This window comes from Stenotrophomonas sp. S39 (genome assembly GCF_016624665.1).
Taxonomy (GTDB): domain Bacteria; phylum Pseudomonadota; class Gammaproteobacteria; order Xanthomonadales; family Xanthomonadaceae; genus Stenotrophomonas.
In genome coordinates this window covers 14758-36683 of record NZ_JACVTT010000008.1, presented here as the reverse complement: position 1 = coordinate 36683, position 21926 = coordinate 14758, and the positions used below count along the sequence as shown (strand labels likewise).

Annotated in this window: 24 protein-coding genes; 14 read left to right on the top strand and 10 right to left on the bottom strand. The window is 68.6% G+C overall.

Features of this window, described 5'->3' with window-relative positions; translation table 11 throughout:
• The first annotated feature begins 33 nt into the window (after nucleotides 1-33).
• The 3 genes from IAE41_RS04295 to IAE41_RS04285 all read left to right on the top strand — a co-directional run bounded on the left by IAE41_RS04295 (nucleotide 34) and on the right by IAE41_RS04285 (nucleotide 3786).
• Nucleotides 34-810, top strand: coding sequence for a DeoR family transcriptional regulator (locus IAE41_RS04295; protein ID WP_079225420.1), 777 nt, complete (start codon nucleotides 34-36; stop codon nucleotides 808-810).
• Nucleotides 807-1934: an N-acetylglucosamine-6-phosphate deacetylase gene (gene nagA / locus IAE41_RS04290; protein ID WP_200732215.1), complete on the top strand. Its 1128-nt coding sequence runs from the start codon at nucleotides 807-809 to the stop codon at nucleotides 1932-1934. Before IAE41_RS04295 ends, nagA begins: the two co-directional genes overlap by 4 nt.
• 73 nt (nucleotides 1935-2007) lie before the next feature.
• The gene (locus IAE41_RS04285) at nucleotides 2008-3786 is read left to right on the top strand and encodes an MFS transporter (protein ID WP_200732214.1); all 1779 of its coding nucleotides are present in this window, start codon (nucleotides 2008-2010) and stop codon (nucleotides 3784-3786) included.
• Nucleotides 3787-3838: 52 nt separating this feature from the next.
• Here the strand turns inward: IAE41_RS04285 and IAE41_RS04280 are convergent, their stop codons facing one another.
• The 4 genes from IAE41_RS04280 to IAE41_RS04265 all read right to left on the bottom strand — a co-directional run bounded on the left by IAE41_RS04280 (nucleotide 3839) and on the right by IAE41_RS04265 (nucleotide 7136).
• Nucleotides 3839-4309, bottom strand: a complete 471-nt coding sequence (locus IAE41_RS04280; RefSeq protein WP_079224064.1) for a hypothetical protein — start codon at nucleotides 4307-4309, stop codon at nucleotides 3839-3841.
• Nucleotides 4306-4866 (bottom strand): DUF308 domain-containing protein, encoded by a 561-nt coding sequence (locus IAE41_RS04275; RefSeq protein ID WP_079224066.1) that lies wholly within the window; start codon nucleotides 4864-4866, stop codon nucleotides 4306-4308. The genes IAE41_RS04280 and IAE41_RS04275 overlap by 4 nt, the downstream gene beginning before the upstream one ends.
• 134 nt (nucleotides 4867-5000) lie before the next feature.
• Nucleotides 5001-6320: a hypothetical protein gene (locus IAE41_RS04270; protein WP_200732213.1), complete on the bottom strand. Its 1320-nt coding sequence runs from the start codon at nucleotides 6318-6320 to the stop codon at nucleotides 5001-5003.
• Nucleotides 6321-6437: 117 nt separating this feature from the next.
• Nucleotides 6438-7136, bottom strand: coding sequence for a ComF family protein (locus IAE41_RS04265; protein WP_200732212.1), 699 nt, complete (start codon nucleotides 7134-7136; stop codon nucleotides 6438-6440).
• 159 nt (nucleotides 7137-7295) lie between these two features.
• Here IAE41_RS04265 and IAE41_RS04260 point away from each other — a divergent pair, with 159 nt between their 5' ends.
• Both IAE41_RS04260 and IAE41_RS04255 read left to right on the top strand, forming a co-directional pair.
• A complete protein-coding gene (locus tag IAE41_RS04260) occupies nucleotides 7296-7454 on the top strand; it encodes a hypothetical protein (protein ID WP_159095080.1) in 159 nt (52 codons plus the stop codon).
• A 61-nt stretch (nucleotides 7455-7515) separates the two neighbouring features.
• The gene (locus IAE41_RS04255; RefSeq protein ID WP_325166978.1) at nucleotides 7516-8100 is read left to right on the top strand and encodes a DNA-3-methyladenine glycosylase; all 585 of its coding nucleotides are present in this window, start codon (nucleotides 7516-7518) and stop codon (nucleotides 8098-8100) included.
• On the opposite strand, the gene IAE41_RS04250 is transcribed toward IAE41_RS04255, so the two are convergent.
• A complete protein-coding gene (locus tag IAE41_RS04250; RefSeq protein WP_200732210.1) occupies nucleotides 8097-9008 on the bottom strand; it encodes a LysR family transcriptional regulator in 912 nt (303 codons plus the stop codon). The genes IAE41_RS04255 and IAE41_RS04250 overlap by 4 nt on opposite strands.
• Nucleotides 9009-9133: 125 nt before the next feature.
• On the opposite strand from IAE41_RS04250, the gene IAE41_RS04245 reads away from it, so the two are divergent.
• Nucleotides 9134-9883: an SDR family oxidoreductase gene (locus IAE41_RS04245; protein WP_200732209.1), complete on the top strand. Its 750-nt coding sequence runs from the start codon at nucleotides 9134-9136 to the stop codon at nucleotides 9881-9883.
• Nucleotides 9884-9927: 44 nt separating this feature from the next.
• Here the strand turns inward: IAE41_RS04245 and IAE41_RS04240 are convergent, their stop codons facing one another.
• From IAE41_RS04240 to IAE41_RS04230, 3 genes are read right to left on the bottom strand one after another with little or no spacing between them, the layout of a single operon-like run.
• On the bottom strand, nucleotides 9928-10476 hold the full coding sequence (locus IAE41_RS04240; protein ID WP_200732208.1) for an HAD family hydrolase: 549 nt from the start codon (nucleotides 10474-10476) through the stop codon (nucleotides 9928-9930).
• A 4-nt stretch (nucleotides 10477-10480) separates the two neighbouring features.
• Nucleotides 10481-10816, bottom strand: coding sequence for a hypothetical protein (locus tag IAE41_RS04235; protein WP_200732207.1), 336 nt, complete (start codon nucleotides 10814-10816; stop codon nucleotides 10481-10483).
• 9 nt (nucleotides 10817-10825) lie between these two features.
• Complete coding sequence (locus IAE41_RS04230; RefSeq protein ID WP_200732206.1) at nucleotides 10826-11371, bottom strand: CbrC family protein; 546 nt, start codon at nucleotides 11369-11371, stop codon at nucleotides 10826-10828.
• Between the two features lie 142 nt (nucleotides 11372-11513).
• Between IAE41_RS04230 and bioB the strand changes: the two genes are divergently transcribed.
• The 5 genes from bioB to bioC all read left to right on the top strand — a co-directional run bounded on the left by bioB (nucleotide 11514) and on the right by bioC (nucleotide 16365).
• The gene (gene bioB, locus IAE41_RS04225) at nucleotides 11514-12557 is read left to right on the top strand and encodes a biotin synthase BioB (RefSeq protein ID WP_200732205.1); all 1044 of its coding nucleotides are present in this window, start codon (nucleotides 11514-11516) and stop codon (nucleotides 12555-12557) included.
• Nucleotides 12558-12636: 79 nt separating this feature from the next.
• Nucleotides 12637-13860, top strand: a complete 1224-nt coding sequence (gene bioF, locus IAE41_RS04220) for an 8-amino-7-oxononanoate synthase (protein WP_200732204.1) — start codon at nucleotides 12637-12639, stop codon at nucleotides 13858-13860.
• Between the two features lie 19 nt (nucleotides 13861-13879).
• Nucleotides 13880-14659, top strand: coding sequence for a pimeloyl-ACP methyl ester esterase BioH (bioH, locus tag IAE41_RS04215; protein WP_200732203.1), 780 nt, complete (start codon nucleotides 13880-13882; stop codon nucleotides 14657-14659).
• A gap of 29 nt (nucleotides 14660-14688) precedes the next feature.
• Nucleotides 14689-15468 carry an SDR family oxidoreductase gene (locus tag IAE41_RS04210; RefSeq protein ID WP_200732202.1) on the top strand — a complete coding sequence of 260 codons (780 nt, stop codon included), beginning with the start codon at nucleotides 14689-14691 and terminating at the stop codon, nucleotides 15466-15468.
• A gap of 12 nt (nucleotides 15469-15480) precedes the next feature.
• On the top strand, nucleotides 15481-16365 hold the full coding sequence (gene bioC / locus IAE41_RS04205; protein WP_079224084.1) for a malonyl-ACP O-methyltransferase BioC: 885 nt from the start codon (nucleotides 15481-15483) through the stop codon (nucleotides 16363-16365).
• A 113-nt stretch (nucleotides 16366-16478) separates the two neighbouring features.
• Here the strand turns inward: bioC and IAE41_RS04200 are convergent, their stop codons facing one another.
• Nucleotides 16479-17123: a YdcF family protein gene (locus tag IAE41_RS04200; RefSeq protein WP_174208739.1), complete on the bottom strand. Its 645-nt coding sequence runs from the start codon at nucleotides 17121-17123 to the stop codon at nucleotides 16479-16481.
• The gene (locus tag IAE41_RS04195) at nucleotides 17108-18070 is read right to left on the bottom strand and encodes a pyridoxal-phosphate dependent enzyme (protein ID WP_079224086.1); all 963 of its coding nucleotides are present in this window, start codon (nucleotides 18068-18070) and stop codon (nucleotides 17108-17110) included. Before IAE41_RS04195 ends, IAE41_RS04200 begins: the two co-directional genes overlap by 16 nt.
• 158 nt (nucleotides 18071-18228) lie before the next feature.
• On the opposite strand from IAE41_RS04195, the gene IAE41_RS04190 reads away from it, so the two are divergent.
• The 3 genes from IAE41_RS04190 to IAE41_RS04180 all read left to right on the top strand — a co-directional run bounded on the left by IAE41_RS04190 (nucleotide 18229) and on the right by IAE41_RS04180 (nucleotide 21918).
• Complete coding sequence (locus IAE41_RS04190) at nucleotides 18229-18735, top strand: hypothetical protein (RefSeq protein WP_079224088.1); 507 nt, start codon at nucleotides 18229-18231, stop codon at nucleotides 18733-18735.
• Nucleotides 18736-19366: 631 nt separating this feature from the next.
• Complete coding sequence (gene mnmG, locus IAE41_RS04185; protein WP_200732201.1) at nucleotides 19367-21256, top strand: tRNA uridine-5-carboxymethylaminomethyl(34) synthesis enzyme MnmG; 1890 nt, start codon at nucleotides 19367-19369, stop codon at nucleotides 21254-21256.
• A 131-nt stretch (nucleotides 21257-21387) separates the two neighbouring features.
• On the top strand, nucleotides 21388-21918 hold the full coding sequence (locus IAE41_RS04180) for a gamma carbonic anhydrase family protein (protein WP_200732200.1): 531 nt from the start codon (nucleotides 21388-21390) through the stop codon (nucleotides 21916-21918).
• Nucleotides 21919-21926 lie beyond the last annotated feature (8 nt).

The following is a 21926-nucleotide window of genomic DNA, read 5'->3' as shown; positions in this document are numbered from 1 at the left end:
CTCTACCTTTCCTGACGAAACCGAGAGATGGCCATGCGCAACACCCGCTCCCGCCGGCAACAGATCCTGCAGCTGCTGATCGAGCATGGCTCGGTGCAGGTGGCCGATCTGGTCGAGCGCTTCGGCGTGTCGGCGGTGACCATCCGTGCCGACCTCACCCACTTCGAGGCGCAGGGCCTGGCCACCCGCACCCACGGCGGTGCCACCCTGGTGCGCACGCCGCCGCAGGAACAGGACATCCACGAGAAGGATGCGCTGAACCTGCCGCTGAAGGAGTCCATTGGCACCGCCGCCGCGCGGCTGGTGCAGGCCGGCGACAACATCATCATCGACTCCGGCTCGACCACGATGACCCTGGCCCGCCACCTGCGCGGCCACCGCGACGTGACGGTGATGACCAACGGCCTGAACATCGCCTGGGAACTGGCCAACGCGCCGGGCATCACCGTGCTCCTCACCGGTGGCCTGCTGCGCCAGCAGTCGCTCTCGCTGCAGGGCAGCCAGGCCGAGGCCAGCCTCAACTCCTACAGCTTCGACACCCTGTTCCTGGGCGTGGATGGCCTGGACCTGCAGTTCGGCCTGACCACCCACGACGAAGCCGAAGCCCGCCTCAACCACCGCATGGTCGAGCGTGCGCGCCGCATCGTGGTGCTGACCGACGCCTCCAAGTTCGGCCGCGTCAGCCTGCACCGCATCGCGCTCCTGGACCAGATCCACGCCATCATCACCGACGCCGGCATCGACGATGCCACCCGCGAGGGGCTGCAGCGGCTGGGCATCGAAGTGATCATCGCCGAGACACCGCCATGACCGACACCCGTTCCCTGCACGGCCGCATCCTCACCCCGCTGGGCTGGCGCCGTGGCCATGTCCAGTTCGATTCGCACGTGCGCCAGCTGCAGGTGGATGACCACAGTGGCGCCGACGATCTGCAGCTGCCGGTGATCCTGCCCGGCTTCATCGACCTGCACGTGCACGGCGCGGCCGGCGTGGACCTGATGCAGGGCGGCGAGGTGGCCCGCACCATCGCCCGTACCCACCTGCGCTTCGGTACCACCACCCTGCTGGCGACCACCATGACCGCCGGCCTGGACGAGATCGAGCATGCGCTGCAGGGCGTGGCCGCCGCGATGGCGGCGCCGGATGCCGAAGCCGCGACCATCGCCGGCGTGCATCTGGAAGGCCCCTTCATCAGCCCGCAGCGGCTGGGCGCGCAGCCCAACCGCACGATCGAGGCAACGCTGGCGCTGGTGCAGCAGATGCACGCGCTGGCGCCGATCCGGGTGATGACGCTGGCGCCGGAGATCGGCGAGCACACTGCGCTGATTCCCGCGCTGTCGGCGATGGGCATCCGCGTGCAGCTGGGCCACAGTGCCGGCACCTATGAGGAAGGCGTGGCCGCGCTGCAGGCCGGCGCGTCCGGCTTCACCCACCTGTTCAATGGCATGACCGGCGTCGACCATTACCGCCCGGGCATTGCCGCCGCCGCACTGGCGCATGCGCAGTACGCGGAGATCATTCCCGACCTGCAGCACATCCACCCCGGCGTGATCCGCCTGGCCGCGCGCGCGATTCCGCGCCTGTACGCGGTGACCGATGCCACCGCGGGCACCGGCATGCCAGATGGCGAATACGCGCTGGGCGAACAGCGCGTGCACAAGTGCGGCGGCTGCGTGCGCCTGGCCACCGGTTCGCTGGCCGGCAGTGCGCTGACCATGGACCAGGCGCTGCGCAACCTGGTGCAGGTGGGCCTGGACCTGGCCGATGCCTCGCAGCGCGTCTCCACCTTCCCCGCCGCGTACCTCGGCCTGGACGATCGCGGCCGCATCGCGCCCGACGCCCGCGCCGACCTGGTGGTGCTGGACGCCGCACTGCGCCTGCAGCAGGTGGTGGTGGGTGGGCATGTTGTCGATCTGAACGCTGCACACGCCTGATGCACGCCGTGCGGCGGGAACGCCGCATTGAAACGCCGCCGGGCACGTCCCGGCGCTACCTGGGAACCTGTCGATGACCGCACCCACCGCCCCGCGCTGGCCCGTTCGCTACCTGCTGTTCATCGGCGGCCTCGGCGGCCTGCTGTACGGCATCGACATCGGCATCATCGCCGGTGCCCTGCCCTACCTGGAAGCCACCGCCAGCCATGCCTGGCAGCTCAGCAGCCAACAGCTCGGCTTCGTGGTTGCAGCGGTGCTGCTGGGCAGCGTGCTGTCTTCGTTGTTCGCCGGCATGGTGGCCGACCTCATCGGCCGACGCGGCGCGATGCTGCTGGCGGGCGTGCTGTTCACCGCCTCGATCCCGATCATGGCGCTGGCCTCGGGTTACACGCCGCTGCTGCTGGGCCGCCTGCTGCAGGGCATCAGCGGGGGCCTGATCGGCGTGGTGGTGCCGCTGTATCTGGCCGAAGTGCTCAGTCCCGAGCGGCGCGGTCGCGGTGCGGCGATGTTCCAGCTGCTGCTGACCATCGGCCTGGTGCTGGCTGCCCTCATCGGCCTGTACCAGGCGCATGCCGTGGATGCCGCCGCCGAAGCGGTGCGCTCGTTGCCGCTGGCACAGCAGGCGCAGGAACTGTTCGTGGTGAAGGACCACGCCTGGCGCACCATCTTCTGGAGCTGCCTGGCACCGGGCCTGCTGTTCTGTGCCGGCATCTTCTGGCTGTCCGAATCACCGCGCTGGCTGGTACGCCGTGGCCGCGTGGAAGACGCGCGCCGCAGCCTGCAGCGTGTGCTGCCCGCTGCCGATGTGGAACCCACGCTGGCGCAGATCCAGGCACCCGAAACACGCAACAGCGATGGCCGCCGTGATCCGCTGCTGAGCCGCCGCTACGTGGTGCCGTTCCTGCTGGCCTGCGTGGTGCTGGCCTGCACCCAGGCCACCGGCATCAATTCGATACTGGCCTACGCGGTCAACATCCTCAACCAGGCCGGCCTGTCAGGCTCGGTGGCCAACGGCGCCGACGTGGCCATCAAGCTGCTCAACGCGGTGATGACCGTGGTCGCCCTGCTGCTGGTCGACCGCAAGGGCCGCCGCTTCCTGCTGATGCTGGGCAGCGGCGGCATCTGCGTGGCCCTGCTGGCCGCGGCCACGCTGTTCTTCCAGGCCGAGCGCGGCCGCGCCGACGTGCAGCCGCAGCTGCAGGCCGCTGTGAGTGGTGATGGCCTGCAGCTGGTGCTGGATGACGCGCAGTGGCAGCGCCTGGCCGCTGGCACCGACAGCGAGGGCCGGCCACTGCAGCTCACCGTGTCCTATGCCTATGGCGATTTCACCAACGTGCGTGCCCTGCGCAGCGGCAACCTGGGTGACCGCGAACTGCGCATCGCGCGTGCCGGCACCGTGCAGCCGGACAGCGTCATCGGCGCGTTCTTCCGCCACCTGCACCTGAATCCCTTCGCCGACCCTGCCAGCGCCGCGCAGGCACCGCTGCGCATCGAACAGGCACGCATCGGCCCGGTGCCACCACCGGCACACGGCTGGGCCGTGGCCGCGTGCATCCTGGTGTTCGTTGCGTTCTTCGCGGTCGGCCCCGGCGTGTGCGTGTGGCTGGCGCTGTCGGAACTGATGCCCAACCGCATCCGCTCCAATGGCATGAGCATCGCCCTGCTCATCAACCAGTTCGTCTCCACCACGATTGCCGCCATCTTCCTGCCCACGGTGGGGCACCATGGCTATGCCAGCATGTTCCTGTTCTGGGCCGGCTGCACGTTTGTGTTCTTCCTGGTAGCCGCCCTGTGGCTGCCGGAAACCAAGGGCAAGTCGCTGGAGGAGATCGAAGCGCGGTTCGCCAGGTAGCGGTCGACCTTGGTCGACCTCCGCGCGCAGCGCGGGAGTGGTGGCGCGCCGGTCATCTGCCGGTGATGTGCTTCTCCAGCGCCTGCGCTTCGGCAATGCTGGACAGCCCGCTCAGCAGCATTGATTCGCCGAACGGGCCCTGCACCGTCGCCACCATCAGCACACGGCCATCCACGCTGATGGCCGCACGCTGGCCCACCAGGGCTGCGGTGCCATCGTGGATGCGCTGGTGTGCCTCCGGGCGGTAGCGGATCTGCAGGCCCGGTTGATTGCCGTTGTCCAGTACATAGCGCACATCGGCGATGTCCGCGCTGCCGGCAATCGGCGGTTCACGCAGGGCCAGTGCCTCGCCCTGCCACTCAACCGGCGTGCCCTTGCCCTCCGCATCGACCGCGCTCAGGCGCACGTCCACGCCGGGGCGCGGTGCCTGCTGCCTGCCCACCGGCGCATCAGCAGGTGCGCCCGGCATGCAGGCGGTCAAGCCCAGCGCCGCGGCCAGCAACAACGGAAGCGCGGCCCTCACGCCAGCGTCCTCAGTTTCAGTGCCACGACAATCTGCAGCAGCCCGTACAGCAGGCTGCCGATCCCCATCCAGAGGGTGGTCACCGCCACCCCGGCCAGCGGGTTGGCTGCAAACAGCAGGCCGAGCACGATGGCCAGCGCGCCGCTGAGGATCAGCACCCACTCGCCCCGGATATGCCTGCGCACGCGCACGGCGAACACGATGCGGTAGATGCCCGCCACCAGCAGCCAGGCAGCCAGCAGCAGCACCAGCACGCTGGCGGTGGCCAGCGGGTTGATCACCGCCAGCGTGCCGAAGCCCAGCGAAGCCACCGCATACAGCAGCAGCCAGCCCCGCGGCGCGCCGCTGCCGCCGCTGATCAACGCAATCAGGCTGATGACCCCTTCGACGATGGCCATCAGGCCCAGTGCCCAGGCCAGCGCGGTGGCTGCGGCCATCGGCCAGCCGATTGCGGTGATGCCAAAGCCCAGCGCGACCACGCCATACAGCAGCAGGATCGACCAGCTCCGACCGATGGCCGACAACAGCGGCGACGGGGAAGATTCGGGAGACAGCATGACCACTCCTTCGATCAGGTTCCTGACATCATCGTAGCCTGTCGACCAGAAATGGAATCCACGCGGTGTGCACACCGTCATGGCAGACCTGCCGCCAGGTCAGCCGTAGGGCCCACGCGTGCCCGGGTCGCGCCTCAGCGTATTTTGTAGCGGGCCCGCAGCAGTCGTATGGCCTCCGCCAAGCCGTGCTTGACCATGTGTGCCTCCGGAGTTTCGTCACACATCCGAGGCTCGGGTCTCTGCAGCACATGTCCTGCGTGATCTATATCCTCCAATGCCAGCCTCAGCTCTGCCGTGTCTACTCTCTGGATAGCGCGAAGCCGCACGGAACCCGAGTGTTCAAGGTGTCTCACCAGCACGCGAACCTTCATCAGGGTGCCATCAACCATCTCCTCGACCTCGTGGTACCGGGCGTGCGTGCTGAACTGACTGGAGCCGCCGGCCTGCAACCCTTTCATTCCCGTCTGCTGCATGTAATGCGAGAACTGCTCAAATGCATCTGCGAGCATGGCAGGAAATCCAGCATAGGCACGCGCAATCTGCTCCTCGCTACGCAAGAGCTTCTCCGGGCCCAGAGTGTGGTCAAGGCGGTCGTGCCTCAGCCAGGGGCCATGATCTTCAACCATCCGCAGCCACTCTGGCGCCACCACCTCTGAGATACGGTGTGTCGGACTCAGGACGCGATATCCACGATGCCATTGGACCGTGACGCTGCTCCGGTCTGGATCAACGTCATCGGCTACATGCAGCCGGATCTCCGGTGGGATGTGACAGAAAATCCCGGCACCTGCGTTGATCAGGCAATCGATGCGTGCGCGCTGCGCGAGCACCACGTTGCAGCTGTAGTGTGCGCAGGCAAGCGTACGGCAATGAACCTCCCCGGTGAATGCGTGCCTTCCCGCAGGCAGGACGGCCAGGCCAAGCCGTGCAGGGCCGTCGACGACAAGGCAGGACCGATGTTGAACGTGCTCATCTTCATCGGCCGCAGCTCCCCCGGTCAGCGAGAAGTTCAGATGGTCGGCCTCCAGACCCTTTCCGCAGATCCAGCCATGGATGCGCAGGTTCGCGTGTCCCGGAAGCGTCCGCATCAGTGTCAGCTGCGAAACAACTACCGGCTCTTCGGCCATCAGAAAGACCGCGTGGGTCGCAGCATCCTCGGGATCGGGAAAATCCCAGGATTGATCAATCAGATGAAAGTCGCTGTGCTCGCGCCTGTGCCGGATCTGGGCCAAGCGCGCTTGCGCCTCGGCAAGATTCAAGACGGTCCACGTCACGCCCTGCCACGTCACAGAGCTTACGGGCGGCGGCCGGTTTGCCCTCGTCCGTCGCAGCAAGTCGGCATGTTGCTGGCCGATCAGCGCCTGCTTGGCTTCGTCATTATCCTGCAGTCGCTTTGCACGTTGTTGCTCCCGCCACAGTTCCCGGGCTCCGTGTGCTGCTCCCATCTCGCTCATCCTTGTGCCATCCGCATAGGCAACGGTGGAGTCAGCATGACATAGGACATCCCCGCGTCCATGCCGTGCCCCATTCAGTCACCGACTCGCGCTCAGAAAGCGACAAGCCGAACACGCTCACGGCACCCGCGCGCACACCCACACGCGCACTTCGTCGGCGCCGACCAGCCGCAGCGTTTCCGCCACTTCCAGCACGGTGCTGCCGGTGGTCATCACATCGTCCACCACGGTCAGGCGCGGTGGCACCGCACCGCGCACATCGAAGGCGTCGAACAGGTTGTCGCGCCGCTGCTCGGCGCTGCGCTCCGACTGCGGCGCGGTGTGCCGGCGCCGGTACAGGCCGCGCCACACCGGCTGGCGCAGCAGCCGGCACAACTCACCGGCCTGGTCGTAACCGCGCTGGCGCAGGCGCCGCGGATGCAACGGCACCGGTGCCAATGGCGGGCACGCCCACGGTGGTGGCAGACGCAGCATCAACTGCGCCAGCAGTCGGCCGGCAGCCAGGTCCTGGTGGAATTTGTAGCGGATCAGCAGCTGGTCCACGGGCGGCAGGTACAGCAGGCTGGCATGGGTGGCAGCCTGCGGCGGCGGCTCCTCGCGGCAGGTGCCGCAGACCGGCAGCGCACTGTCCGGCAGCGGCAGTGCACAGCGCAGGCAGGCCCGCCCGGACCAGGGTAGATCCGCCAGGCAGGCGGCACACAGATCCAGGCCATCGTGGCCGGGGTCACCGCAGACCAGGCAGCGCAGCGGCAGCAGCACCTGCAGGGCCGCTGAAGCGGCGCGAGCCAGCGCGTTGTGGATTCCCTGTATCGGCATGCCCGCTACTGTGTGCGCTGCATTCGCTGGATGGCATCAGGGTTAAGCGCCTCGGCGGGTAGGTGCAGGCTGTCCAGTGCAGGCGGTGGCGAGGACACAGGGAATGCACATCGGCCCGCCTACGCTGTGCCCGCCACATGCCGGAGTTGCGGATCGCGTATGAACAAGCGGACCAGAATCATCATCCTTGTCCTGGTGATCGGGGCACTCGCCATGGCCGTGCCCAGCCTCATTCTGTACATGAAGTACGGCGAAACCCACGACCCGGGCCTGCAGAAAGAGGCGGACCGGATGCAGCAGGAGCAGGACAAACCCTGACGTGCCAGCATCCGCCCCCCGCGCACCCGTTGTACCGGCTTGGCTGCCGGACCATTGGAACGTGCTGCCGCGCGACTTCTATCGCCGCCACCCCACGGCGGTGGCACCCGCGCTGCTGAACAAGCTGATCGTGCGCGATGACGGTCGCGCCGCGCGCATCGTGGAAGTGGAGGCGTACGCAGGCAGCGAGGACCCTGCCGCGCATTCCTACCGGGGGCAGACCGCCCGCAATGCCACCATGTTCGGCGAAGCCGGCCACCTGTATGTCTACTTCGCCTACGGCATGCACTGGGGCAGCAACGCGGTCTGTGGCGAGGTTGGCGAAGGGGTGGGCGTGCTGCTGCGGGCGGCCGAACCGGTCGCCGGGGTGGGCGCCATGCAGACGGCACGGCCTGCCGCCAGGCGCGAACGCGATCTGGCCAGCGGCCCCGGCAAGCTGTCCCAGGCGCTCGGCATCACCCGCGATCTGGATGGAGCCGATCTGGTGGCCGCTGACCGTGGCATCGTCATCGTCTGTGATGGCACGCCGCCGCCGGAATCACCCGTCGTCGGGTCACGCATCGGCATCAGCCGCGCAATCGATTTCCCATGGCGATGGCATGTGCCGGACCATCCGCATGTCTCGGTGCGGCCGCGCAAACGCTAGCTCCCACCCGCCAGCAACGGCGGCAACACCTGCGCCAGCCAGTCGATGAACACCCGCAGGCGCGGCGTCACGTGCCGGTTGTTGGGGTACACCACGTGGAACGGGTACGGCGCCGGCCGCCACGGCTGCAGCACTTCCACCAGTGCCTTGCTGCGCAGCGCAGCGCCCGCCGCATAGCCGAAGGTCTGCACCAGGCCCATGCCTGCCATGGCGGCGGCCAGGTGCGCGTTGCTTTCGTTGATGCCGATGCGGTGCTCGGCCTTGATCTCGAACGCACCGTCTTCGCCGCGAAACCGGAACGGCACCGCACGGCCGTTCGACGGCAGCAGGTAGCTGACCAGCCGATGGCCGTTGCGCAGCTCTTCGGGGTAGGCGGGAATGCCATGCGCCTTCAGGTAGCGCGGGCTGGCGCAGGTCACCAGGTGCGCATCACCCAGGTGACGGGCCACCAGCGAGGAATCATCCAGCGCACCGCCGCGGATCACGCAGTCCACGTTCTCGCTGATCAGGTTCACAGCACGGTCTGAAACGCCCAGTTCGATGCGGATGTCCGGGTAGCGCGCCATGAAGTCAGGCAGCACGGGAATCAGCACATCGCGCGCGGTGGAGCCGCCGATGTCCACACGCAGCAAGCCGCGGGGTGCGCCGCGTGCAGCGCTGAAGGAGGCGTCGACATCCTCCAGGTCACGCAGCAGGCGGCCGGCCTTCTCGTAGTACGCCTGGCCCTCGGCGGTCACCGCTACGCGCCGCGTGGTCCGCTGCAGCAGGCGCACCCCCAGGTGCGTTTCCAGCTCGCGCACCAGCTTGCTCAGCGAGGTGGTGGGCATGTCCAGCGAATCGGCGGCGCGGGTGAAGCTGCCGGCCTCGACGACGCGGGCGAAGGCACGGATGGCAGTGAGCTGGTTCATGCGATTGATTATGCACACACATGCACAGTCATTGTCATTGCGCATGATTTATCGCAGCAGCGCCGCCGCCCATCATTCTCCCACCCGCTGCCACCCCTCCCCGGCAGCCCTTACAGGAGAACACCATGAACACTGATTTCAACGGCAAGATCGCCCTCGTCACCGGCGGCACCACCGGCATCGGCCTGGCCACCGCCCAGCACCTGGCCAGCCTCGGCGCCAAAGTCTTCATCACCGGCCGCCGCCAGCCTGAACTGGACGCCGCCGTGGCCACCATCGGTACGCAGGCCACCGGCATCCGCGCCGATGCCGCGCAGCCCAGCGACCTCGATGCGGTCTACGCGCAGATCGCCCGCCAGGCCGGCCGCCTGGACATCCTGTTCGCCAATGCCGGTGGCGGTGACATGCTGCCGCTGGGCGCCATCACCGAAGAACATTTCGACCGCATCTTCGCCACCAACGTGCGCGGCGTGCTGTTCACCGTGCAGAAGGCGCTGCCGCTGCTGGTCGATGGGGCCTCGGTCATCCTCACCGGCTCGACGGTCTCGATCCAGGGCACGGCCAACTTCAGCGTGTACAGCGCCAGCAAGGCCGCGGTGCGCAACTTCGCCCGCTCGTGGGCACTGGACCTGAAGGAGCGCCGCATCCGGGTGAACGTGGTCAGCCCCGGCCCGATCCGCACCCCCGGCCTGGGCGACCTGGTGCCCGACGAAGCTCGCCAGGGCCTGTTCGATCACCTTGCCGCGCAGGTGCCGCTGGCCCGCCTCGGCGAACCGCAGGAAGTGGCCAATGCCGTGGCCTTCCTGGCCTCGGATGCGGCCAGCTTCGTCAACGGCATCGAGTTCTTTGTCGATGGCGGCATGGCCCAGGTGTGATGCGTGGTGGCCGGTGCGGCCACGGATGAATCAGCGCTGCCGGCTCAGGCCGGCACGCGCTCGCGCCAGCGGCGCTTTTCCACGGCCCGGATGTTCGGGGCCTGCCGCAGCAGTTCCAGGTAATGCGGAAGATGCAGCAGTTCGTCGTCACCGAGGTCGCCGATGAACGCCTGCACCTGCACGAGGTTGCCGTAGTTCTTCGCGTACTTCTCCGGCGTGTCGTCGATGCCGATCATCTCTTCCAGCAAGAACCCCAGCCGCTTCAGTTTATACAGCCGCTTCTGGCTGGAATGCCCACCCGTTACCCAGTCACGCGCGATCGAGCAGCGCTGTGATGACCACAGGAATTCGAGCGTCCGCTCCGGCATCAACCAGGCCACCAGCGGCTCGGCATACAGCTGGCCGGATGATGTCCACACGCCCACATCGAAGTGCGCGAACGCGAAGTCGAGAAAGGCATCGACGTGGGGGCGCTTGTAGACGTGGTAACCCACCACCCGCGCGTCAGCCGGGCGATCCAGCTCGCACGCACTGGCATGCACCAGGGTTTCGTCCAGATCCAGGACCAGCAACTTCCGCTCGCGCCTGCTCATGCGCTCATCCAACGCATCCCGCGCGACGCAGGATGTGGGTCAGCTCGAACTGGTTGCAACCGCCCCCAGGCAGCGCACCGTCTTCACCCGGAACACCCATCTCGAACCCCTCTTCCACGTCCTCGTAGTAGAGCCACCCGTCAGCGAGATGGGCGACGACCCAGACCGGCTCGACCGCACCCAAGCGATGCAACGGCATCGTGTAGAACGGCACGCGCAGCGCAGCGAAGGCGGCCTGCTGGTCAGGTGTGCAGCGGGCCAACTGGGCAGCAACCAACGCATCGAGTTCGTCGCGAGTAATTGGCTCCCAGCGTCCGGCGCGGGCGTCGAAGGGCTCCATCAGTGCGCGTCAGTCGCAATCCTGGTAACCACCCACCACGCCACAGTGCCTGCAGCGGAACAGGTAGGCCGTCGGTGATCCGTCCTTGTCCAACGCGGCAAGGAAGTGCTGCCACTGCGGCCCGTCGTCCAGCCCGGTGCTGTCCTGGATCGCCACCACCGCATCCTTGCCGTGTGCTTCCAGTTCGGCGCGGCCGGCGCGGCCGATGAACTGCGCGGCATCCCCGCAGTGCGTCCACCACTGTTCCTGCTGCCAGCCGTTGAAACCGGGGGTGCGCTGCGCGATCTCGTCGATGATGTCCTCACCGACCTCATCCCACTCGCCACCACCGCCCACGCCTTCCTCGTCGCTGAAGGTGACACCCAGGCGCTCATGTGCCGAGCCATCGGCAATGCACCACGGGCAGATCTGCTGCGCGTACTCCTCTTCGGCATACACCGGCCCGGCATAGACGTAACCGCGCGCCTGCCCGCAGCAGACACAGGGCGTATCGGCGGCCATCACGCTGCCGGTGGCGACGGGATCGGGGTGATAGGTGAAGCGCGGCAGATCCATGGCAGTTCCTTCGCTCGGCGGCCCAGTCTAGCGGCACGCCGGTGCCGGAATTATGTAAACCTGATTGAGTAAATGTAAGTTGACAGTCATTGCCAACCCACCCACACTGCCGCCCTCGCTCCAACTCCCCCAGGGTTCCGCCATGGCTTCTGCCATCCGCCACGACTGGCAGCACGATGAACTGCAGGCGCTGTTCGACCTGCCCCTGCCGGAGCTGCTGTTCCGCGCCGCCAGCGTGCATCGCGCGCATTTCGATCCGGCCCAGGTGCAGGTATCCACCCTGCTGTCGGTGAAGACCGGCGGCTGCCCCGAGGACTGCGCGTACTGCCCGCAGGCGCAGCGCTACAGCACCGGTGTAAGCGCGCAGAAACTGATGGACACCGACGCGGTGCTGGCCAAGGCGCGCCAGGCGAAGGCGGCCGGTGCATCGCGCTTCTGCATGGGTGCAGCGTGGCGCTCGCCCAAGGACCGCGACATCCCCAAGGTGGCCGCGATGATCGCCGGGGTGAAGGCACTCGGCCTGGAAACCTGCGCCACGCTTGGCATGCTCACGGGCGAGCAGGCACGCGCACTGAAGGATGCCGGGCTGGACTACTACAACCACAATCTGGACACCGCGCCGGATTACTACGATTCGATCATCCACACCCGCCAGTACCAGGACCGCCTGGACACGCTCGGCCACGTGCGCGATGCCGGGTTGAAAACCTGCTGCGGCGGCATCGTCGGCATGGGCGAAACGCGCGCACACCGCATCGGCCTGCTGCTGGCGCTGGCCACGCTGCCGGCGCATCCCGATTCGGTGCCGATCAACAAGCTGGTGCAGGTGGCCGGTACCCCGCTGCATGGCAGCGCGGAACTGGACCCGTTCGAGTTCGTGCGCATGATCGCGGTGGCGCGCATTGCGATGCCACGCTCGATGGTGCGGCTGTCGGCGGGTCGCGAGGCGATGAGCGATGAGCTGCAGGCGCTGTGTTTCCTGGCCGGTGCCAACTCGATCTTCTACGGCGAAAAACTGCTGACCACCGGCAACCCGGAAAGCGAGCGCGACCTTGCCCTGTTCGCGCGCCTGGGCCTGCAGCCGATGCCGGTGCAGGTGGACGCCGACGGCCACGACCATGGCGGTACCGTGCATGCCGATATCAGCGCCGATGGCCCCGGCTGTGGCTGCGCCCACGCCGCGTGACACGCCGCGTGATTGGGGCGTCGAGCAGGCGTGGCGGCAACGCGCTACCCTAGCCGCCCCGTCGTCGCCTGAAGCCAGCATGGCCCGCCCCGACCTGACCGCCCGCCTCCAAGCCCAGCGCGCGTTGCGCGATGCACAAGGCCGTCGCCGCCCGCGGCGCACGGTCACCCGTCGTGATGGCGTGCGCCTGGAAATCGACGGGCGCTGGCTGACCGGATTCTGCAGCAACGACTACCTGGGCCTGGCCCAGCAGTTCAGCGTGGTCAACGCGCTGCAGGACGCCGCCGCGCGCGATGGCACCGGCGCCGGTGCCTCGCACCTGGTCTGCGGCCACCACGCACTGCACGACGCACTGGAACGCGAAGTGGCCGATTGGCTGGGCTACCCGCGCGCCCTGCTGTTCGGCAGTGGCTTCGCCGCCAACCTGGCGGTGCAGCAGGCGCTGCTGAGCGAAGAGAACGACGTCTGCGTGCAGGACAAGCTCAACCACGCCAGCCTGCTGGATGCCACGCGCCTGGCCGGTGCGCGCCTGCGCCGCTACCCGCACCTGGACCCGGAAGGCGCGATGCGCCAGCTCAAGCACGCACCCGAGGGGGCGGCGATGCTGGCCACCGACGGTGTCTTCAGCATGGACGGCGATGTTGCACCGCTGCGTGCCTTGTCGCTGGTCGCGCGCCTGCAGCAGGCGCTGTTCTACGTGGACGACGCACATGGCGTGGGCGTGCTCGGCGATGGCCGTGGTGCCGTCGCGACCGCAGGCCTGAGCGTGGACGACGTGCCGCTGCAGCTGGTCACCCTGGGCAAGGCGCTGGGCAGCGCCGGTGCGCTGGTGCTCGGCCGCGAGGATCTGGTCGAGCATCTGGCCGAAACCGCACGCCCCTACATCTACACCACGGCCCTGCCGCCGGCCCTGGCAGCCTCGGCACTGGAAGCGGTGCGGCTGGCCCGCCGCGACCATTGGCGCCGGGCCAAGCTGGCCGACCTGATCGCCCAGTTCCGCGGCGAAGCGCGCCGCCACGGGCTCGACCTGATGGCCTCGGAAACCCCGATCCAGCCGCTGCTGTGTGGCGATGACCACATCGCCGTGGCGATGTCGCAGGCGCTGGAGCAGGCCGGCTGGCTGGTCGGTGCCATCCGCCCGCCGACGGTACCCGAAGGCAAGGCGCGGCTGCGCGTCACCCTGTCGGCGCTGCATACGCCCGAGCAGGTGCGCGAGCTGGTCGAAGCGATCGCCGTGGCGCGCGATCGTGTCGCCTCGGCGCCGCACGAACTGCTGCCGCCTGCGCTGCCGGCGCTGGCCTGACACGCGCCCGTCGTACCCCATGCATATCGACGTCACCGGCCACGGGCCGGATCTGGTTCTGATCCATGGCTGGGCCCTGCAGGGCGGCGTGTTCGCGCCGCTGGTGCAGCGCCTGGCCGACCGTTTCACCCTGCACGTGGTCGATCTGCCCGGCCATGGCCACAGCCGCGACGACAGCACCCCGCTGCGCCTGCCGCACGTGGTCAACGCCATTGCCGCCGCCACGCCACCGGCGGTGTGGTGTGGCTGGTCGCTGGGCGGGCTGTTTGCCCTGCATGCGGCAGCCACCCTGCCGAAGGTGCGCGGGCTGGCGATGATCGCGGCCACGCCGCGCTTCGTGCGTGGCGAAGACTGGCCGCATGCGGTGGAACCGGCCGTGTTCGAGCAGTTCGGGCGCGATCTGGCCACGGACTTCGGCGGCACGCTGGAACGCTTCCTGGCGCTGGACGTGATGGGCTCGGCGCATGCCCGCGAGGAGCTGCGCACCCTGCGCCAGCGCCTGGTCGAGCGCGGCGCCCCCAGCGAGCGCGCCCTGCTGGAAGGCCTGCGCCTGCTGGAAGGCACCGACCTGCGCGGCGCCCTGCCGGCGCTGGGCACGCCCAGCCTGTGGATTGCCGGCCAGCGCGACCGCCTGGTGTCCCCCACCGCGATGCAGGCCGCCGCCGCACTGGCGCCGGGCGCGCAGGCACTGACCGTCGCCCACGGTGGCCATGCGCCCTTCCTCGGCCACGCCGACGAGGTGGCCGCCGCCCTGCAACACTTCGTTGCCGGCCTGTCACCGGCCGATGGCGGACAATGAGCGCCTTCCGAACTCCGCAGGGTTGACGCATGGATCTGGGTATTTCCGGCCGCTGGGCACTGGTCTGTGGCGCAAGCAAGGGCCTGGGCCTGGGCTGCGCACGCGCCCTCGTGGCTGAAGGCGTGAACGTGGTGATCGTGGCCCGTGGCGAAACCGCCCTGCAGGCTGCCGCTGAGGAACTGCGTGCCCTGCCCGGTGCCGCCGAAGTGCGTACGGTCGCCGCCGATGTCACTACCGAAGCCGGCCGCACGCAGGTGCTGGCCGCCTGCCCGCAGGTCGACATCCTGGTGACCAATGCCGGTGGCCCGCCGCCGGGCGATTTCCGCACGTTCGAGCGCGACGACTGGATCGCCGCGCTGGATGCCAACATGCTGGCGCCGATCGCGCTGATCCGCGCCACGGTGGACGCGATGATCGCGCGCGGCTTCGGCCGCATCGTCAACATCACCTCGTCCTCGGTGAAGGCACCGATCGACACGCTGGCACTGTCCAACGGCGCGCGCAGCGGCCTCACCGGCTTCGTCGCCGGCCTGGCGCGGCGCACCGTCGGCCACAACGTCACGATCAACAACCTGCTGCCCGGCCAGTTCGACACCGACCGCCTGCGCGCCAACTTCGCCCATGCCGCGGGCGGGGATGGCGATGTGCAGGCCGTGGCCGACCGGCGCCGCCAGCAGATCCCCGCCGGCCGCTTCGGCACGCCGGACGAATTCGGCGCCGCCTGCGCCTTCCTGTGCAGCGCACAGGCCGGTTACCTCACCGGGCAGAACCTGCTGATCGACGGCGGCGCCTACCCCGGTACGTTCTAAGAGACTTCCGCAATGCCGTCCCACTTCGATGCCCGCCACGTCCGCCGCGCGTTCGCCCGCGCCGCCAACAGTTACGACGCCGCCGCTGCCCTGCAGCGCGAGGTGCAGTCGCGGCTGATCGAATCGCTGGACTACCTGGAATCACGCAAGCCCGAGGTGGTGCTGGACATCGGCGCCGGCACCGGCCACGCCAGCGCGCTGATGAAAAAGCGCTGGCCGAAGGCGCAGGTGATCGCGATGGACGTGGCCCTGCCGATGCTGGACCAGGCCAAGCGCCAGGCCGGCTGGTGGAAGCCGTTCCAGCGCCTGTGCGGCGATGCGGCCGCGCTGCCGCTGGCCGACAACAGCGTCGATGTGATCTTCAGCAACCTGTGCCTGCAGTGGCTGGACGACCTGCCGGCGGTCTTCGCCGGTTTCCGTCGCGTGCTCAAGCCCGGCGGCCTGCTGCTGTGCTCCACCTTCGGCCCGGAAACGCTGGTTGAACTCAACGAGGCGTTCGCTGCCGCCGATGACCGCCCGCACGTCAGCCGTTTCGCGCAGATCGCCCAGTTCGGCGATGCGCTGATGATGGCCGGCTTCCGCGACCCGGTGCTGGACCGTGACCTGTTCACCCTGACCTACGACGACCTGCCGGCGCTGATGCGCGAGCTGCGTGCGATGGGCGCGACCAATGCGCGGGTGGACCGCCGCCACACGTTGACCGGTCGCGGCCGTTTCGCCGCCGCTGCAGCGGCGTACGAACCCATGCGGCGTGCCGACGGCAAGCTGCCCAGCAGCTGGGAAGTGATCTATGCCCACGCCTGGGCACCGGACCCGGGCGCGCCGATCCGCGAAGGCGGGCATGACATCGCCTCGGTGCCGGTGTCGGCCATCCCGATCCGCCGCAAGCAGCCCTGATCAAAAGCCGCCGCCGGGCATGGCCCGACGCTACCGGGTGCGCGATATGGGCCGCGCCGAACGCGCGATATGGGTAGCGCCGGGCCCCGCCCGGCGAGCGCAGCGGCAGCCGCTCAGGTATTGGCCGTCGAACTCAACGGCGGGCGCACCAGGTCGCGGTGGAAGAAATAGATTTCCTGCACCAGGAAACGCCAGCTGGTGTGGAAGCTGCGGAAGCGCGTGCTCGGCGTGGACGAGGCCAGCGCATCGATGCCCAGCGCCTGGCTCAGGCGCAGCGCGCGGGCCATATGCAGCGGGTCGCTGACGATGATGACCGTGTGCAGCTTGCGCTGCTCCATCAGCCGCTTGGCTTCCACCAGGTTCTGCACGGTGTTGCGCGAGGCGGTCTCGATCAGGATGGCGTCATCGGGCACCCCGTGCTTCAGCGCATAGCGCCGTGCCACCTGCGATTCGGAAAAGCGTGCGCCCGTGCCGCCGTAGCCACCGGTAAAGATCAGCAACGGCGCATAGCCGGCCTGGTACAGGTCCAGGCCATGGCGGATGCGTTCTTCGAATACCGGTGAAGGCTTGGCATCGTAGGCCGCTGCACCCAGCACGATGATCGCGTCGGCCTTGGCGGCCTGGTCACGCTCACCCACCCAGACGATCCAGGCGGTCACGCCCAGCAGCCACACCAGCACCAGCACGAACAGGCGCCACAGCCAGCCCAGCAGGCCGGTGCGCGGTCGATGACGGCCGCGGCTCACGCCGCCTCCCAGCGCAGCGCTGGCAGATCGACGTTGCCGCCGGACAGCACCAGGCCCACGCGCTGGCCGGCAAACCGCGCCGGTTGGGCCAGCACCGCCGCCAGCACGATGGCCGAGGACGGTTCCACCACCTGCTTCAGTACCTCCCACAGCAGGCGCATCGCCGCACGGGTGGCGTCATCGTCCACCACGATCACCTCGGCACCGGCCGCCTGCAGCAGCTGGAAGTTCGGCGCGCCGATCAGGGTGCGCAGGCCATCGCAGAAGGTGTCGGGGGTGAAATCGGTCATCCGCTGCCCGGCAGCCAGCGAACGCGCCGTGTCATCAGCGCCGGCCGGCTCGGCCAGCACCAGGCGGGTCTGCGGGCTGGCGTGCTGCAGGGCCAGGGCAGTGCCGCTGGCCAGGCCACCGCCGCCCACCGGCACCACCAGCACGTCGAACGGGCCGTCGCTGTGCAGCAGCTCCAGTGCCGCGGTGCCCTGCCCGGCCATCACCGCCGGGTTGGCATAGGGATGGACCAGGGTCGCGCCGGTATCGGCCTGCACCCGGGCGCAGGTGGCCTCACGGTCAGCGATGGTCGGCGGGCAGCGCCACAGGGTGGCGCCATGGCGGGCGATGTTGGCCAGCTTGGCGGCCACCGCCCCTTCGGGCACCACCACGTGGCACGGGATGCCGCGGGTGCGGGCAGCCAGGGCCAGCGCCGCGCCATGGTTGCCGGAGGAATGGGTGACCACGCCCGCCGCGGCGCGCTCGGCGTCCAGCGACCACACCGCGTTGCAGGCCCCACGGAACTTGAACGCGCCGCCCCGCTGCAGGTGCTCGGCCTTGAACGCCAGTTGTGCCCCGGCCAGCGCATCCAGCGTGTGCGAGCGCAGGACCGGGGTGACATGGGCATGCGGCGCGATCCGCGCGGCGGCGGCCAGGACATCTTCGGCGCGGGGCAACAGTGGATCGCTCATGACGCAAGATTAACGTATGCCCCGACGCTGGCGGCCACGCACCTTGCCGTGCCAGCATGCTGGCCTTCACCGCCATTCATCCTGGGCCGGCACAGTTAAGGGGCGATTCAATGCCCACGCACGAAGCTGGCCCTACACCCGTCCTTGGGGGGACCCACATGAAAACGCGCCTGTTGCTTGCCGGTGGCCTGTTGCTGGCCCTCACCGGCTGTTCCACCTACGACTATGTCGGCGGTGGCGGCGGTGGCAGTTACTACCACGGTGCCCCGTCGACGGAGTACCGCTATCCGTATGGCTACCCGTCCACCTATGGCTACCCGTATTACGGTGGCTACGGCGGTGGTGGTTACGGCTATGGCTACTACGGCAACCCCTATTACTCGCGCCCGATCTACCGGCCGCCGCACCACAACCACCGTCCGCCGCCGCGCCCGGGCAACGGTGGCGAGAACCGTCCGCCGCCGCCGCCGCGCCAGAACAACGGTGGTTCGCCCTGGCGCAACATGGACTCGATGCGTCGCCCGCCGCAGGCCGGCAGGCCGGCCCAGGCGCGTCCGTCGGCGCCGCCGCAGGCTCGTCCGTCTGCACCACCGCAGTCACGTCCGGCACCGGCACCGCGTGCGCCGAGGTCGAACGGTTCCCCGTGGCGAAACATGGAACGATGAACGGTTCCCCGTAGCGAAACATGAATCGTGCGACGCAGCGCACAGTTGGGCCCTGAAACATCTTGCATTTCATCCGGTTCAGGCCGCAATCTACGCCGGTGGTGACGGCCCGCGTCACAAAGTGACGAAAGTGTTAAGGGCCGGTCCCAAACAGCTCTACGTCGATATCCGACAGGAACATCTGGATCCCCCCTGTTCCGGCCCTGTCGGATGTCGGCACCTCTGAAAGCAGACGGCCCCGCAATGCGGGGCCGTCTGTTTTTGGCGTCAGTAGATCCACGCCATGCGTGGATGGGCTCTTCCGGCAAACCGCCCGCCCTGGTAGATCCACGCCATGCGTGGATGCGCCCTCTCGGCAAACCGCCAAAAAACAGGGCCGGACAGTCCCCCGACTGCCGGCCCCCCGCTTCCCCACCGTGCGCCTGTACCGGCCCCTGTTCCAATTCCGGTCAACGGCGCCTACGGCGCCAGCCACGATGGGTGCTATTGGGTTATCTGCAAAAATCCTGCCAACTTTAGGGCGGATTTCATCCCGTACCCGATTCGGGCCCGTCGCCCCCCACCGAATGGCGCTAAAATCGCCACCCCGGCGCCGCCCCCGGCCGCGCCCGTCCCTTGTTGACCTGCCCCCATGACCCAGTCCTTCCATCGTTACGACGTCATCGTCATCGGCGGTGGCCACGCCGGCACCGAGGCCGCGCTGGCCGCGGCCCGCACCGGCGTGCGCACCCTGCTGCTGACCCACAACATCGAAACCGTGGGCGCGATGAGCTGCAACCCGGCCATCGGCGGCATCGGCAAGGGCCACCTGGTCAAGGAAATCGACGCCCTGGGCGGCGCGATGGCGCATGCCGCCGACCGGGCCGGCATCCAGTGGCGCACGCTCAACGCCTCCAAGGGCCCGGCCGTGCGCGCCACCCGCTGCCAGGCCGACCGCAACCTGTACCGCATGGCGATCCGCGCCATCGTCGAAGGCCAGGCCAACCTGACCGTGTTCCAGGCTGCCGTCGATGACCTGGTCATCGAAGGCGACGCCGTGCGCGGGGTCATCACCCAGACCGGCCTGCGCTTCGATGCCGACGCCGTGGTGCTGACCGCCGGCACCTTCCTGGCCGGCAAGATCCACGTCGGGCCGACCCAGTACGCCGCGGGCCGCATGGGCGACCCGCCGGCCTCCACGCTGGCCGCGCGCCTGCGCGAGCGCCCGTTCCAGGTCGACCGCCTGAAGACCGGCACGCCGCCGCGCATCGACGGCCGCTCGCTGGATTACAGCGTGATGGACGAGCAGCCCGGCGACACGCCGCGCCCGGTGATGTCCTTCCTCGGCTCGGTGGACGAGCATCCGCAGCAGGTCAGCTGCTGGATCACCCACACCACCGAACAGACCCACCAGATCATCCGCGACGCGCTGCACCGCTCGCCGCTGTACAGCGGCCAGATCGAGGGCATCGGCCCGCGCTACTGCCCCTCCATCGAGGACAAGGTGGTGCGCTTCGCCGAGAAGGCCAGCCACCAGATCTTCGTCGAGCCCGAAGGCCTGGGCATCGTCGAGATCTACCCCAACGGCATCTCCACCTCGCTGCCGTTCGACGTGCAGCTGGAGATGGTGCGCAGCATCCGCGGTTTCCAGAACGCGCACATCACCCGCCCCGGCTATGCGATCGAGTACGACTTCTTCGACCCGCGTGGGCTGAAGGCCTCGCTGGAAACCAAGCTGGTCAACGGCCTGTTCTTCGCCGGCCAGATCAACGGCACCACCGGCTATGAGGAAGCCGCCGCGCAGGGCCTGCTGGCCGGCCTCAACGCCGCACGCCAGGTGCGCGGGCTGGACGGCTGGTGCCCGCGCCGCGACGAGGCGTACCTGGGCGTGCTGGTGGATGACCTGATCACCCACGGCACCAACGAGCCGTACCGCATGTTCACAAGCCGTGCCGAGTACCGCCTGCAGCTGCGCGAGGACAATGCCGATCAGCGCCTGACCCCGGCCGGCCGCGAGATGGGCCTGGTGGATGACCGCCGCTGGAACGCGTTCGAAACCAAGCAGACCGCCGTCGCCGCCGAGCGCGCACGACTGGGTGCGCTGTGGGCGACGCCGGCCAATGCGCTGGGCCGCGAAGTGCAGGAAACGCTGGGCGTGGCGGTCAGCCGCGAAACCAACGTGCTGGACCTGATCAAGCGCCCGGAGCTGGATTACGCGCAGCTGATGCAGGTGCCGTCGCTGGGCCCGGCCGTGGCCGATGGCAAGGTGGCCGAGCAGGTCGAGATCGGCGTGAAGTACGCCGGCTACCTGGACCGCCAGCGCGACGAGATCGAACGCCAGCAGCGCCACGAAGCCACGCCCATCGCCGAAGGCTTCGACTACGCCAGCGTGCGTGGGTTGTCGGCCGAAGTGCTGCAGAAGCTGGAACGCGTGCGTCCGCAGACCATCGGCCAGGCGCAGCGCATCCCCGGCATGACCCCGGCAGCGATCTCGCTGCTGCTGGTGCACCTGGAACGCGCCCGTCGCGGCCGCGTCGCGTAACGCGCATCAGCGGTAGCGCCGGGCCATGCCCGGCGAGCGCAGCGGCACGCGAACATCCGCCGGGCATGGCCCGGCGCTACCGATGGATTGGCCGCGTATCATCGTCGCAATCGCCCCACCTGGAGACACCGATGAACCCCCTGCGCCCTTTCCGCGACAAGTTGCCCGTCCTCGGCGAGCGCGTGTACGTCGACCCGGCCTGCACCCTCATCGGTGACGTGGAACTGGCCGACGATGTCTCCATCTGGCCGGGCACCGTCATCCGCGGCGACGTCAATTTCGTCCGCATCGGCGCGCGCACCAACGTGCAGGACGGCACCATCATCCACGTCAGCCACCACAGCCCGTACAACAAGGCCGGCTACCCGACCCTGATCGGCGAAGGCGTGACCGTCGGCCACGGCTGCATCATCCACGCCTGCACCATCGGCGATTACAGCCTCATCGGCATGGGCGCGTGCATCCTCGACGGCGCACGTGTCGAGCGCCATGCCTTCGTCGGCGCCGGTGCGGTGGTCGGCCCGGGCAAGGTGGTCGGCGAGGGCGAGCTGTGGGTGGGCAACCCGGCGCGTCCGGCACGCACGCTCAGCGACAAGGAAATCGAGTCGCTGCATTACTCGGCCGACCATTACGTGCGGTTGAAGGACGAATACCTGGGCTGAGGCGCTTC

Coding starts and splice junctions, on each gene's coding strand:
- IAE41_RS04295 (WP_079225420.1), top strand. CDS start 34: ATGCGCAACACCCGCTCCCGCCGGCAACAGATCCTGCAGCTGCTGATC.
- nagA (WP_200732215.1), top strand. CDS start 807: ATGACCGACACCCGTTCCCTGCACGGCCGCATCCTCACCCCGCTGGGC.
- IAE41_RS04285 (WP_200732214.1), top strand. CDS start 2,008: ATGACCGCACCCACCGCCCCGCGCTGGCCCGTTCGCTACCTGCTGTTC.
- IAE41_RS04275 (WP_079224066.1), bottom strand. CDS start 4,866: ATGCTGTCTCCCGAATCTTCCCCGTCGCCGCTGTTGTCGGCCATCGGT.
- IAE41_RS04270 (WP_200732213.1), bottom strand. CDS start 6,320: ATGAGCGAGATGGGAGCAGCACACGGAGCCCGGGAACTGTGGCGGGAG.
- IAE41_RS04265 (WP_200732212.1), bottom strand. CDS start 7,136: ATGCCGATACAGGGAATCCACAACGCGCTGGCTCGCGCCGCTTCAGCG.
- IAE41_RS04260 (WP_159095080.1), top strand. CDS start 7,296: ATGAACAAGCGGACCAGAATCATCATCCTTGTCCTGGTGATCGGGGCA.
- IAE41_RS04250 (WP_200732210.1), bottom strand. CDS start 9,008: ATGAACCAGCTCACTGCCATCCGTGCCTTCGCCCGCGTCGTCGAGGCC.
- IAE41_RS04245 (WP_200732209.1), top strand. CDS start 9,134: ATGAACACTGATTTCAACGGCAAGATCGCCCTCGTCACCGGCGGCACC.
- IAE41_RS04240 (WP_200732208.1), bottom strand. CDS start 10,476: ATGAGCAGGCGCGAGCGGAAGTTGCTGGTCCTGGATCTGGACGAAACC.
- IAE41_RS04235 (WP_200732207.1), bottom strand. CDS start 10,816: ATGGAGCCCTTCGACGCCCGCGCCGGACGCTGGGAGCCAATTACTCGC.
- IAE41_RS04230 (WP_200732206.1), bottom strand. CDS start 11,371: ATGGATCTGCCGCGCTTCACCTATCACCCCGATCCCGTCGCCACCGGC.
- bioB (WP_200732205.1), top strand. CDS start 11,514: ATGGCTTCTGCCATCCGCCACGACTGGCAGCACGATGAACTGCAGGCG.
- bioF (WP_200732204.1), top strand. CDS start 12,637: ATGGCCCGCCCCGACCTGACCGCCCGCCTCCAAGCCCAGCGCGCGTTG.
- bioH (WP_200732203.1), top strand. CDS start 13,880: ATGCATATCGACGTCACCGGCCACGGGCCGGATCTGGTTCTGATCCAT.
- IAE41_RS04210 (WP_200732202.1), top strand. CDS start 14,689: ATGGATCTGGGTATTTCCGGCCGCTGGGCACTGGTCTGTGGCGCAAGC.
- bioC (WP_079224084.1), top strand. CDS start 15,481: ATGCCGTCCCACTTCGATGCCCGCCACGTCCGCCGCGCGTTCGCCCGC.
- IAE41_RS04195 (WP_079224086.1), bottom strand. CDS start 18,070: ATGAGCGATCCACTGTTGCCCCGCGCCGAAGATGTCCTGGCCGCCGCC.
- IAE41_RS04190 (WP_079224088.1), top strand. CDS start 18,229: ATGAAAACGCGCCTGTTGCTTGCCGGTGGCCTGTTGCTGGCCCTCACC.
- mnmG (WP_200732201.1), top strand. CDS start 19,367: ATGACCCAGTCCTTCCATCGTTACGACGTCATCGTCATCGGCGGTGGC.
- IAE41_RS04180 (WP_200732200.1), top strand. CDS start 21,388: ATGAACCCCCTGCGCCCTTTCCGCGACAAGTTGCCCGTCCTCGGCGAG.